The following is a 13052-nucleotide window of genomic DNA, read 5'->3' on the forward strand; positions in this document are numbered from 1 at the left end:
AAGATAAATACCCGACAAACGGTATATATGTGAATCAGTGTGCAATTTGTAGTAAAATACAAGAAATTATTTTTTACGATTTAAGATGCTAAACACCTCATTTTTCAAGAAATCTTTAATATTTTCTGAATATAAAGTAGTAGATATTCTCAAAAAGCTAGATTCTTTATTTGGTTGCGTTTATCTTGAAAATAACCATGCCCCTATCGTTGCATTTTTGCCTTCAAAATACTGTATATATCAGCATGATAAAATTGAATTTTATACTCGAAACAATCTTATAGAATTTGCTTTAAGTACACTAGATCAATCTTTAAATCATTTCTTAAAATTCTCCAATCCCATAAATATAAGCACGAACAACCATTCTATTTCAGGTTTTTGTGGTGGTTATATCGGTTTTATTGATTATAATTTTTCCGCACATTCGCAAGCTACAACGTGCTTTAAAACACAACCCAATCTATTTTTAGGTGCATATCAAAGCTTTTTAAAATTTGAAGATCAGCAATGGTTTTTCTATAGTACAGAACCTGAAGCTGTAGAACTATATGCTCTAATCAATCAATTAATCTCGTCAGAATCAATCTCAGCACCCTTTAACATGCTGACCATTACTCAGGCGCGCTGGTCTAAAGATCAGTATCAACAAGCTTTTTTACAAGTACAAGAATATATTAAAGCAGGCGATTGCTATCAGATTAATTTAACACAAGAATTTACTGCAAAAGCGCAGGGTTCCCTTTTAAATACAGCTGAAAAGTTTTGGCAACTGACTGATGCACCTTATTCAGGCTATCTAAAAATAGGTGATTTTGAACTCTTAAGTTGCTCACCAGAATTATTTATTAATTTTGAAAAAAATCAAAAAATCGTCACGAAACCCATTAAAGGCACAATGCCTCGCTATGATGATCCAATATTAGATCAACAATCTAAATACACGCTAGCTCACTCAGAAAAAGATCAGGCTGAGAATGTCATGATTGTAGATTTATTACGCAATGATTTGAGTGTTTATGCTGAAACAGGTTCGGTAAAAACGCCGAAATTATTTGAAATAGAAAGCTTTAATCAAGTACATCACATGGTTAGTGAAGTCACTGCAACCTTAAAAAAAGACGTTAACCCATTTGAAGTACTCCTATCCGCCCTGCCTGGTGGTTCAATTACAGGCGCACCTAAAATTCGCGCGATGCAAATTATTGAAGAGCTAGAAGGTGCGCCACGTGGTGCGTACTGTGGCTCAATGGGTTATTTTAATTTTGATGGTACAGGCTCATGGAATATTTTAATTCGCTCAATACAAAAATATCAAGATGACATCTCATTATGGGCAGGTGGTGGAATTACCATCGCCTCAAACTGTGATGCAGAATATCAAGAATGTTTCGATAAAGTTTCTGCCATGCTTGATTTACTCAATACATGGCATAGTCCTGAATAATTCAACGCTATGATTAAGCTAAAATAGTGTTCTTTAAAGTATCGACTAAACGCTGATTTTGCTCATCTGTACCCACAGTAATACGTAAAAACTGGTTGATTCTAGGCTTATTAAAATAGCGCACAATAATACCTTGTTCACGTAATTGTGCTGCCAATTCACCTACATTTTTAGACGGCAGTGAAGCAAAGATAAAATTCGCCTTTGAAGGTAATACTGTAAAGCCCAACTCTTCCAGATTCGCCACTAATGTTTCGCGGCTTGCAATCACTTTTTGACATTGTGCTTCGAAGTAAGTTTGATCCTCAAATGACGCGACCGCTGCAGCGATTGCAAAACGATCCATCGGATAAGAATTAAAACTATTTTTGACTGCTTCTAAAGCGGCAATTAAATGTGGTTGTGCTATGGCAAAACCAACACGTAAACCCGCCAGTGAACGTGATTTAGATGTGGTTTGACAAACCACTAAATTTTCGTATTTTCCCACTAAATCAACCGCTGATTCAGCCCCAAAATCGACATAAGCCTCATCAATCACTACGACTGAATTTGGGTTCGCTTGTAAAACTTCTTCAATTGCAGATAAACCTAAGGCAATGCTGGTCGGTGCATTTGGATTGGTAATAATAATCCCGCCATTCGGCTGTTTATAATCCTCCACAATGATCTCAAAATGATCGTTCAGTGGAATTTCTTGAGTTTTCACCCCAAAAAATTGACTATAAACAGGATAAAAACTATAGGTAATATCCGCATATAGAATAGGCTGTTGTTGCACAAAAAATGCTTTAAAAATATGTGCTAAAACCTCATCCGAACCATTACCGACAAAAATATTGGATACTGCGACATTTTGTTGTTTGGCAATGGCTTGTTTTAATAACGTTGCATCAGGATCCGGATAAAGACGTAATACATCAGCAGAATCAGCTAAAATGGCCTGTACCGCTTCCACCACTTTTGGTGATGGTGGATATGGATTTTCATTGGTATTTAATTTAAGTAAATTTTGGATTTTCGGTTGCTCGCCCGGCACATAAGGTTTTAATTCACGTACTTCAGGACTCCAAAACCGCATTTTTTCTGTTGTAATGTTCATTTTTCAATATCTCAATCAAATCTGTTATAGGCTTAAAAAAAGGCTGATCAATCAGCCTTTTTTATTCATCAAAGCTTATTGATAACGATAACGTGCTGAACGTGCATGTGCATCCAAGTTTTCTTGTTGTGCCAAAATATCAGCTGTTTTCGCCAAAGGTTTTACCCCTTGTTCAGAACACATAATTAAGCTGGAACGTTTTTGGAAATCATAAACTCCCAATGGTGATGAAAAACGTGCTGTACCTGAAGTCGGTAAGACATGGTTTGGCCCAGCACAGTAATCACCTATCGCTTCAGGCGTATAACGTCCCATAAAAATCGCACCGGCATGACGAATATTTTCCGACATGGCTTGTGCATCATCCACACAAAGTTGGAGATGCTCAGGTGCAACTTGATTAATTAAATCAATCGCTTCTTGACGATCTTTGACTAAAATGAATGCACCACGATTAGCAATTGAAGTCCGTGCAATTTCAGCTTTGGGTAAAATTGCTAAATGTGCTTCAATGGCTTGTGCAACGTCATTTAAAAGTTGTTCATCTGGGGTAATGAAAATCGCTTGTGCAACGGTGTCATGTTCAGCTTGTGATAACAAATCCATAGCCAGCCATTGCGCGTTATTCTTACCTTCCGCATAGACCAAAATCTCAGATGGCCCTGCAATCATATCGATACCGACTTGACCGAATACCGCACGTTTTGCCGCAGCAACGAAGCGGTTTCCTGGCCCAGTAATTTTATCAACTGCTGGAATGGTTTCGGTACCATACGCCAAAGCCGCAACAGCTTGCGCACCACCAATGGTAAATACGCGACTTACACCTGCTAAATAGGCGGCTGCCAAGACCAATGAATTTAACTCCCCATTTGGCGCTGGTACCACCATAATAATTTCAGGTACACCTGCGACATGTGCAGGTACAGCATTCATCAACACGGATGATGGATAAGAAGCTAAACCACCGGGCACATAAATGCCCACCCGGTCGAGTGGTGTCACTTTTTGACCTAAAGTATTGCCCAACTCATCCACATAAGACCAACCATCTTGCTTCTGTGCTTGATGAAATGTTCGAATACGTTTGGCTGCGAATTCTAAAGCTTCGCGAACCTCTGCCGTTAACCCATCAAAGGCAACTTTTAATTGCTGTTGTGAAAGCTCTAAGCTTGAAAATTGATGCGCTGGATGTCGATCGAACTGCTGAGTGAGTTTAAGTACATGTGCATCACCATATTGGCGTACATCTGCAATAATTTGGTCTACTGTTTTTAAAAGCTCAGGGTCACTCACTGTCTCAAAAGCCAACAAATCTGCAAAAACTTGTTTGAAATTTTGATCTTGAGTCGATAAACGTCGCATCAATTTATCCACATCGTGAAAAAAGGAAGCATTAGTTTACCTTGTTTCATGATACTTGTGGACAGGATATCGCCATCTATACCTAAAGTTTGATGGAAAATAACTTTTAAAATCATTCATAAAATAATTTTATTTATATTTTTAATACTTAAATATTATCCATAAAAAAACCGTCGTGAATCACAACGGTTTTTTAGCAAAAATAAAATCGATTGTTATTTTTTGCTTTGACGCTCAGCAACTGCTTTTTCAAGCTGTGCAAGAATCGGGTTTAATAACGCTTGTTTGCGCTTAAAACTGGCTTTATTTACAATCAAACGTGAAGATACTTGGCAAATTTCTTCCAATGGCTCCAAACCATTGGCACGTAAAGTATTACCCGTATCGACCACATCAACAATGTAATCACCTAAACCCACAAGTGGTGCAAGCTCCATAGAACCATAGAGCTTAATCACATCGACTTGCTCACCTAAACTGGCATAATATTGACGGGTTAAATTGACATATTTAGTCGCAATTTTTAAACGACCTTTCGGACGAACCATGCCAACTTTACCCGCTGTCATCAGCTTACATACAGCAATTTTTAAGTCTAAAGGTTCATAAACATTTTGTGCACCATGTTCCATGAGTACATCTTTACCTGCAACCCCAATATCTGCCGCACCGTTTTCTACATAGGTGGGTACATCAGAGGCACGTAAAATTAAAATACGCACGTGTTTATGGGTGGTTGGAAAAATTAACTTACGTGATTTATCTGGATCTTCCAGTAAGTTAATTCCTGCTGTTTCAAGCAAGGGTAAAGTTTCTTTTAAGATACGTCCTTTGCTTAATGCTAAAGTTAAACCATGATCAAAATTGCCCATTACGTCAAAGTTTAGATCATCGTTTCTCATATCACTCATTAACTTACTCGCTTAATTTGGGCACCTAAACCCTGTAACTTCGCTTCAATCTCTTCATAACCGCGATCAATATGATAAATACGGTCAATCAATGTTTCCCCATCTGCGGCGAGAGCTGCTAGAACTAAAGAAAACGAAGCACGCAAATCAGTTGCCATTACAGGCGCAGCAGAAAGTTTTTCTACACCCGTTACCACAGCATCATTACCTTCAATCTGAATATTTGCACCCATACGTGACAACTCAGGCACATGCATGAAACGATTTTCAAAAATCGTTTCAGAAATCGTAGCAAAACCACGACCAATCGCATTCACCGCCATAATCTGTGCTTGCATATCTGTCGGAAATTCTGGATGTGGTAAAGTCTGGAAGCTGACGGCTTTTGGACGTTTGCCCATCATATCCAGCTCAATCCAATCGTCGCCACGCGTAACTTCTGCGCCCATTTCTTCGAATTTATCTAGGACAGCTTCAAGAAGATTTGGATCAGTATGGGTAGTTTTAACTTTACCGCCAGTAATTGCAGCGGCAGCAAGATATGAACCAGTTTCAATACGATCAGCAACCACTGCATATTCGCAACCATGTAAACTTTCCACACCCGTTACCACGAGAGTATCGGTATCTAGACCTTCAATTTTTGCGCCCATTTTAATCAGCATTTGCGCAAGATCAGTAATTTCAGGCTCACGTGCAGCATTACGAATGGTGGTTACACCCTCCGCCAATACCGCAGCAGTTAAGATATTTTCCGTACCGCCCACGGTCACCATATCAAAGACAACTTCGCCACCTTTTAAGCGACCATCGACTTTGGCATGTACATAACCATTTTCAACTTCAATATGCGCACCTAGAGCTTCTAATGCTTTTAAGTGTTGATCCACTGGACGTGACCCAATGGCACAACCACCTGGAAGTGACACTTGTGCACTACCATAACGCGCCAATAATGGACCAAGCACCAAAATAGATGCTCGCATAGTCTTCACAAGTTCATAGGGTGCAAATTGATTATCTAAAGTAGAAGTATCCGCAATGACGGTATCACCCTCATAACTGATTTTCACCCCTAAACCGCCAATCAACTCGACTAACGTATTGACATCTTTAAGATTTGGAACATTGGTTAAGGTAATTGGTGAATCTGCAAGAATCATTGCAGCAAGAAGTGGTAATGCCGCATTTTTGGCACCTGAAATACGCACTTCACCTTCGAGTTTCACACCACCTTGTATTAAAAATTTATCCATTAACGCTTAAGCTCCAAACAGACTAGCTTTACGCCATTCTTCTTTCGTCATTGCACGAATAGTCACAGCATGCACCTCACCACTGGCAATATATGAGTTTAATGGAGCATATACCGTTTGTTGACGGACAACTGGACGTTTACCTTCAAATTGATTATCCACAATACGAAGATCAAACTTACCTGCTTGCCCACTTACAGCGACTTCAGCATCAGGGAAAGCTGTTATTAAGATTTCAGTGAGCTGTTCACTATTCATTGCATCGACCTCATTATAGGACTGACAGTGTAAAAACCGTGTATTTTACTCTATTTAATAAAAATAATTCATTAACTCATACAAAAATTATCGATAAAAAAAAAGAGGTGTTTTTCAACCTCTTTTTTTAATTTTTTAAGTTTTACGTTATCTGTATTTCCAGCGGCTGAAAATTGGTTTGCATATCCCGATGGCGCTGTAATTGTTTTTTGATTTTTTCCATCATCTTTTTAATTGAAGCATACATATCATCCGCTGATGCTTGAGCAAAAAGCTCAATTCCTGGCAAACGAATGATGGCTTCTGCAATGTGATTTTCACTACCTTTTTTTGAACGCTTATCCACTTGATGATCTTTGGTCAGCTTCACTTGCATGCTACTCACTTGATCTAAGTGCTGAGTCATCAACTCAAATTTTTGACGGATATTTTCTTCTATTGCTGGCGTAACGGTTAAATGATGTCCACGAATTGTAATTTGCATATCTGATCCCTTTCCCTATACAGGATGTGACGAGCCATGTAATTCAAACAAATGTATGACTAAATTTTCACATTGAAAACTTCATGACAGAATACGGCTGGATCAATTCTGCAAGATACTCATACACGCATTTCAATCACTCCAAAAAACAAAAAAGATTCATTATTTCGTCATAATGAATCTCTAGAATAATCACACTTTAAAATTTAGATCAAGACTTTTCTATCTGATGAAGAAGCAATATGTAACGATTCACGATATTTCGCCACAGTCCTTCTCGCCACATCGATACCATCATCTTTTAAAAGATTCGCAATGCTATTATCGGACAATGGCTTTCTTGGATTTTCATCCGCAACAAGTTTTTTAATTTTAGCCCGAATTGCTGTAGATGATGCCTCTCCACCTGAGGTTGTTCCGACATGGCTCGAAAAGAAATATTTCAATTCAAATAGGCCTCGTGGAGTGAGTAAATATTTATTCGTTGTTACCCGAGAAACGGTCGACTCATGTAATTCCACCTCATCTGCAACCTCCCTCAACACGAGTGGTTTCATTCCCTCAACACCAATTTCTAAAAATTCACGTTGATGTTGCACAATGCAGCTTGCCACTTTAAGTAAGGTTTTATGACGTTCATCAATACTTTTAATAAAATTTTTAGCTTCAAGCATTTGATTGCGTAAATATTGATTATCATCACTTTGGTCTGCACGTTTAATCATGCCTGAATAAAAAGCATTAATACGCAATTTCGGGATCACATCTGGATTTAACTGAACATTCCAAGCACCATTTTTCTTGGATACCACGACATCTGGAATCTGATAATCTAAATCTTTATACTCAAACTCTGCTCCTGGATGCGCCTTTAGTGTTTTTAATAATTCTACAGCAGCCTTCAACTGTTCAAAATTCAATCCAGTTTGTTTAACTAATTTATTCAAATCATTACTAATTAATAACTCATAATGTTTTAACAACAATAACGCTTCTTGCCTGAATTCAGTTTGTATCGGTAAAGTATCTATTTGAACAAACAAACATTCAGCTAAATTACGTGCACCTATTCCAATAGGATCGAGACGCTGAATATGCTTCAGCACAGCCAAAACCTCATCTTCTTCGACATCAACCACATGATCCATTTGAGTTAATAAATGTTGAACCGATAAAATAATTTCCGCTAAATCAGCATCTAAAAAACCTTTTTCATCCAAAGCATCAACAATACAATAGGCAATCAATTTATCAACAGCTGAAAAATTTAAGAGATTAATTTGACCCAGCATGTGTTCTTTTAATGACGTATGTCCCTGACGGTTATCCTCTCGCTCATCAAATTCTGGACGTTCCATTGCTGTAGATTGATGTGTATAAACATCATCCCAATCCGTATCTACGGCAAGTTCATCTGGTAAATGATCGGCATTTAATGATTCAGATAATTCCTTTTCGTGCTGATCTGGTTGAGGATGATCTAAACTTTCATTTGAATCTTCATCCTCAATTTTTTCAAGTAAAGGATTACTGTCGAGCTGAATCTGAACTTCCTGCTCTAATTCAAGACTGGATAATTGCAGCAATCGAATGGCCTGTTGCAGTTGTGGTGTTAATGACAACGAATTTGCAACCTTTAATCCAAGCGATAACTTCATATAGATACATATCCTTAATACTACAAAAGCATAAGCAAAAATTATGCCTACTTATTTTTATAGCACATCATTTTATATTTTTGCAGTAATTTTTATATTTTTAAATAAACATTCAGCTATTCAACGTGCATTAGAGTTCATTAAATTTATTTAAAAATCAGGCCGTGAATCTTAAAAATTTGGAGCCAAAAAAACATAAAGATACTCATCATTTGCAAAAATATAAATTGAAAAGCTATATCTTGAAATAAATACTCAACCTAGGTCTTATTGTTTATTTTTCCAATAGAATATAAAAATGAAAAAGCGATGTAATTCACATATTAGCCATTCTAAATTTATTATTTTTATCCTTTACTTATTTTAAGTGAAGGTATAAAAATAAAGAGATAAATGATGTATGAAGGATCATACATTTTGGCTCGATATTTGCTTATTAACAAACTAGAGCCGATTTAATAACTATATACCTATCAAATAAATAGCAAATGGAGTCTTCATAATGAAGAAATTGTCTACCAAAGTTTTAACAACAACACTTGGCGTTCTCTTGGCTGGCGGTGCTTTTTCTCAGGTTCAAGCCGCAGATACGCTGGCTAAAATCAAACAGTCTGGAAAAATTATTATTGGCTATCGTGAATCTTCAGATCCTATTTCCTATATTGTAGGTGGCAAACCTATGGGTTATGCAGTTGATATTTGTAATAATTTTGCAAATGAACTGAAAAAAGACCTGAAAATGCCGAATCTCAAGGTGGAATACAAAGCAGTCACCTCTTCAACGCGTATTCCAGAAATGTTGGCTGGAAATATTGATATGGAATGTGGTACGACAACCAACTCTATTCAACGCCAACAACAAGTCAGTTTCTCGACCAATTACTATGCCACTGAAGTTCGTATGGCCGTTAAAGCCAATGCACCTATTAAAACGATTGCTGATTTAAATGGTAAAGCGGTTGTAACCACTCAAGGTACAACCTCTGATAAATACATTAAAATGGGTGAAAAAGGTGAACACATTAACGTAAATAATGTGTATGGCAAAGACCACTCAGATTCATTTGCGATGGTTGCTTCTGGTCGTGCAGCGGCATTTGTGATGGATGATAATATTCTAGCGGGCTTAATTGCTAAGTCATCAAATCCAAAAGATTTTAAAATTGTAGGTCCTATTTTATCTTCTGAGCCTTATGGCATTATGTTACCTAAAGATGATGCAGCCTATAAAGCCATTGCAGATAAAGTGGTCAACATGATGTGGAAAAATGGTCAAATGGCTGCCCTGTATAAAAAATGGTTCCAATCTCCAATTGCACCTAAGAACATCAACCTAAATATGCCAATGAGCCCTTCATATTTAAAACTTAAAGCCCATCCAACTGATGCTGGTATTAGCTAAAATTTAGACATAAATATACCCATTCATTATAGGTCAAGATATTCGCGTATTTTGATCTATAAAACATTTTAAAATTCGAAAATAAAAGGAGCACACATGTCCGTTGGCTCACTTAATTGGACCGCTTATTGTCTCCCCTCAAATGAATATAGCTTAGATAAAGCAGCATGGGCTGAAACGATATGTAAGGCGATTGGTGGTGAAAGTTATTCACCTGTCGCAGATGCTCCCACATGGTTACAACTTTTAGGGGCAGGTGTTTGGACCATGGTATGGACAGCACTTGCAGCCTTTGTGGTTGCTTTTGTGATTGGTTCTATCATCGGTATTCTACGCACAGTTCCCAATAAATCTTTAGCTTTCATTGGTACCTGCTATGTTGAGTTATTTCGCAATATCCCCCTTATCGTTCAATTATTTTTCTGGGCATTTGTCTTTCCAGAACTACTCCCTTTAAGTTTAAGTACAGGTAGTGGTGAAATGGTACATGGCGGATGGTGGCAAAACATTCTCAATGACAACCCGACCATTATTGGGGTATTTGCCTTAGGTTTATATACTGCTGCACGTATTGCTGAACAGGTTCGTGCCGGTATTATCACTGTGTCTACTGGTCAAAAAAATGCTGCGTTTGCAATTGGTCTGACCCAAGCACAAAGTTATCGCTATGTCATTTTACCGGTTGCATATCGAACAGTTTGGCCGACTCTAACCTCGGAAGCCATGAACGTATTTAAAAATGCTGCAGTTTTATATGCACTCAGTATTCTCAATTTTTTCGCCTACACCAAAACAATGCGCGAAGAAACCTCGCAAGATATTGTAATTCTTATTTTATCAACGCCTGTGTATTTGATTATTACCTATAGTATTAAACTCATGATGGCGTGGGTTGAGAAACGTATGGCTGTTCCTGGCCTTGGCTCAGGAGATCAGTAATTATGGATTTCAGCGTATTACAAAACCAAGATGTCATGACGACATTGCTGCATGGCTTTAAATTTACCGTTACCGTTACCATTTTGGCAGTTATTGGCGGAATTTTAATTGGTACGCCTTTAGCAATGATGCGACTTTCAAAAAACAAATTCGCCAGTAATTTTGCAAAAATTTATGTCGATTTTTTTCGTGGTGTACCGTTAATTCAAGTCATTTTCATTTTCTATTTTTTACTACCAAAGTTTTTTGAATTTCAATCAGATACTTACTATGGGCCACTTTTTTCAAGTGTGGTCACATTTGCAATTTTTGAAGCAGCATTTTTTTCAGAAATTGTTCGTTCAGGAATTCAATCTGTATCCAAAGGTCAAGTCAATGCAGGCTACGCACTTGGTTTTACCTATGGACAAACCATGTCAAATGTTGTTTTACCGCAAGCCTTCCGTAATATGCTGCCGGTATTACTGACACAGTCCATTGTATTGTTTCAAGACGTTTCATTGGTGTATGTCATCAGCGCGCCTGATTTTTTAGGCAATGCCAATACCCTTGCTAATACCTATGGTTCAGAAACCAAAGCTACATTCTATCTAGTTGTAGCGATTGTTTACTTCTGTATTTCCTTTGCGCTTTCACGCTTGGTTAAGCGTTTACATCAAAAAATAGCCATAATTCGTTAAGGAGAATCGATATGCCAATGATAGAAATACAACATATCTCAAAATGGTATGGAGATTTTCAAGTTTTAACTGACTGCTCAACAGCCATCGAAAAAGGTGAAGTTGTGGTGGTCTGTGGGCCTTCAGGTTCAGGTAAATCTACGCTCATTAAAACTGTAAATGCTTTAGAACCTTTCCAAGAAGGTAACATTATTGTAGATGGTACCGCACTGAAAGACCCTAAAACTGATTTAGCGAAATTCCGTTCTCGTGTCGGCATGGTATTCCAACACTTTGAATTATTTCCGCACATGACTGTACTTGATAATTTAATGATAGGGCAAATTAAAGTGCTGAATCGAACTAAAGATGAAGCAAAGAAAAAAGCTCTTCAATATTTAGATCGTGTTGGTTTAGCTGTACACAAAGATAAATTTCCAGGTCAACTTTCAGGTGGCCAGCAACAACGTGTCGCGATTGCGCGCGGCTTATGTATGGATCCAGTTTGTATGCTTTTTGATGAGCCAACCTCTGCACTTGACCCTGAAATGGTTGGCGAGGTTTTAGATGTCATGAGTCAACTGGCTAAAGAAGGTATGACTATGATGTGTGTCACCCACGAAATGGGCTTTGCGCGTAAAGTTTCAAGTCGTGTGATCTTTATGGATCAAGGGAAAATCATTGAAGACTGTTCAACATCTGACTTTTTTAATAAACCGGAAGAGCGACATGAGCGGACAAAACACTTCTTAGATAAAATTTCAATGGTGCATTAATTTAGGACTTTTTTATTTAATCAACTTAAAAGCAGATCACCTGATCTGCTTTATTGTAATGCTGCAACAAGCGACGATTCATACTTCGTTAAAATCATATTCTAACTACATAGGGAACAGGAAGTTTCCTAGACAAAAAACAACAATAATCGGTCTGAGTAATAGGAAGCCAGGTAGAACAGGAGTTTACCTAATGCACATATATGAAGCAACCCCCGTCAGAAATGTGTAATTAGCAGTTGAACAATGTTCAAATAACCATTTTCTGCTGTAGCTTGCAATGCAATATAACCCTCATCATCTCATCTTTTCTAATTTCATTACGAAAAATAGTATATATGTTGACATAACTTAGACCAGATCTAAACTTAAATTCTTTAAGTATATTCTCTAATTTATAAGAGTTTTATTTTATTTCAGAAGATGATAAATCCTCTAAACAATATATAAAAGAATAATTCTGAAAATATAATCTAGTAAAAACTGTAAACTTTTCTAAGCTCCAATCCTTATCTAATAAAATTTTATACGCAGGTTTAATCTTATTCATATTATTTTATTTTTTAACTTCGTATTATTTACTTCCTTATATTTCCCCCATAAAAAAACACCCCAACTGTTAAGTTGGGGTGTTTTTAGAATTAATGAGCTGGCGATGACTTACTCTCACATGGGTAACCCCACACTACCATCAGCGCTAAGAGGTTTCACTTCTGAGTTCGGGAAGGGATCAGGTGGTTCACTCTTGCTATTGTCGCCAGCACAACTGTTTATGCTTACTCGCCAAGGTCTTAT

Annotated in this window: 12 protein-coding genes and 1 rRNA gene; 5 read left to right on the forward strand and 8 right to left on the reverse strand. The window is 37.5% G+C overall.

What is annotated here, in order from left to right:
- The first annotated feature begins 85 nt into the window (after positions 1-85).
- Complete coding sequence (locus B9T28_RS14025) at positions 86-1447, forward strand: anthranilate synthase component I family protein (RefSeq protein WP_086204601.1); 1362 nt, start codon at positions 86-88, stop codon at positions 1445-1447.
- 13 nt (positions 1448-1460) lie between these two features.
- On the opposite strand, the gene hisC is transcribed toward B9T28_RS14025, so the two are convergent.
- From hisC to B9T28_RS14060, 7 genes are all read right to left on the reverse strand, one after another.
- Entirely contained in the window at positions 1461-2549 is a 1089-nt protein-coding gene (hisC, locus tag B9T28_RS14030; RefSeq protein WP_086204602.1) for a histidinol-phosphate transaminase, read from the reverse strand.
- 75 nt (positions 2550-2624) lie between these two features.
- The gene (gene hisD / locus B9T28_RS14035) at positions 2625-3926 is read right to left on the reverse strand and encodes a histidinol dehydrogenase (RefSeq protein ID WP_171263530.1); all 1302 of its coding nucleotides are present in this window, start codon (positions 3924-3926) and stop codon (positions 2625-2627) included.
- Between the two features lie 203 nt (positions 3927-4129).
- Positions 4130-4825, reverse strand: coding sequence for an ATP phosphoribosyltransferase (hisG, locus tag B9T28_RS14040; protein ID WP_086204604.1), 696 nt, complete (start codon positions 4823-4825; stop codon positions 4130-4132).
- Entirely contained in the window at positions 4825-6081 is a 1257-nt protein-coding gene (gene murA / locus B9T28_RS14045; RefSeq protein ID WP_086204605.1) for a UDP-N-acetylglucosamine 1-carboxyvinyltransferase, read from the reverse strand. Before murA ends, hisG begins: the two co-directional genes overlap by 1 nt.
- 6 nt (positions 6082-6087) lie before the next feature.
- A complete protein-coding gene (gene ibaG, locus B9T28_RS14050; protein WP_086204606.1) occupies positions 6088-6339 on the reverse strand; it encodes a BolA family iron metabolism protein IbaG in 252 nt (83 codons plus the stop codon).
- Between the two features lie 142 nt (positions 6340-6481).
- Entirely contained in the window at positions 6482-6823 is a 342-nt protein-coding gene (gene hpf / locus B9T28_RS14055) for a ribosome hibernation-promoting factor, HPF/YfiA family (RefSeq protein ID WP_086204607.1), read from the reverse strand.
- Positions 6824-7029: 206 nt separating this feature from the next.
- The gene (locus tag B9T28_RS14060; protein WP_086204608.1) at positions 7030-8481 is read right to left on the reverse strand and encodes an RNA polymerase factor sigma-54; all 1452 of its coding nucleotides are present in this window, start codon (positions 8479-8481) and stop codon (positions 7030-7032) included.
- 502 nt (positions 8482-8983) lie between these two features.
- Between B9T28_RS14060 and B9T28_RS14065 the strand changes: the two genes are divergently transcribed.
- The 4 genes from B9T28_RS14065 to B9T28_RS14080 all read left to right on the forward strand — a co-directional run bounded on the left by B9T28_RS14065 (position 8984) and on the right by B9T28_RS14080 (position 12257).
- On the forward strand, positions 8984-9883 hold the full coding sequence (locus tag B9T28_RS14065; protein WP_086204609.1) for an amino acid ABC transporter substrate-binding protein: 900 nt from the start codon (positions 8984-8986) through the stop codon (positions 9881-9883).
- A gap of 96 nt (positions 9884-9979) precedes the next feature.
- Positions 9980-10822, forward strand: coding sequence for an amino acid ABC transporter permease (locus tag B9T28_RS14070; protein ID WP_086204610.1), 843 nt, complete (start codon positions 9980-9982; stop codon positions 10820-10822).
- Positions 10823-10824: 2 nt separating this feature from the next.
- Positions 10825-11502: an amino acid ABC transporter permease gene (locus tag B9T28_RS14075; protein WP_086204611.1), complete on the forward strand. Its 678-nt coding sequence runs from the start codon at positions 10825-10827 to the stop codon at positions 11500-11502.
- Between the two features lie 11 nt (positions 11503-11513).
- Complete coding sequence (locus B9T28_RS14080) at positions 11514-12257, forward strand: amino acid ABC transporter ATP-binding protein (protein ID WP_086204612.1); 744 nt, start codon at positions 11514-11516, stop codon at positions 12255-12257.
- 647 nt (positions 12258-12904) lie between these two features.
- Here the strand turns inward: B9T28_RS14080 and rrf are convergent.
- A 5S ribosomal RNA gene (gene rrf, locus B9T28_RS14085) occupies positions 12905-13019 on the reverse strand.
- Positions 13020-13052 lie beyond the last annotated feature (33 nt).

It is taken from the genome of Acinetobacter silvestris, assembly GCF_002135235.1.
Taxonomy (GTDB): Bacteria; Pseudomonadota; Gammaproteobacteria; order Pseudomonadales; family Moraxellaceae; genus Acinetobacter; species Acinetobacter silvestris.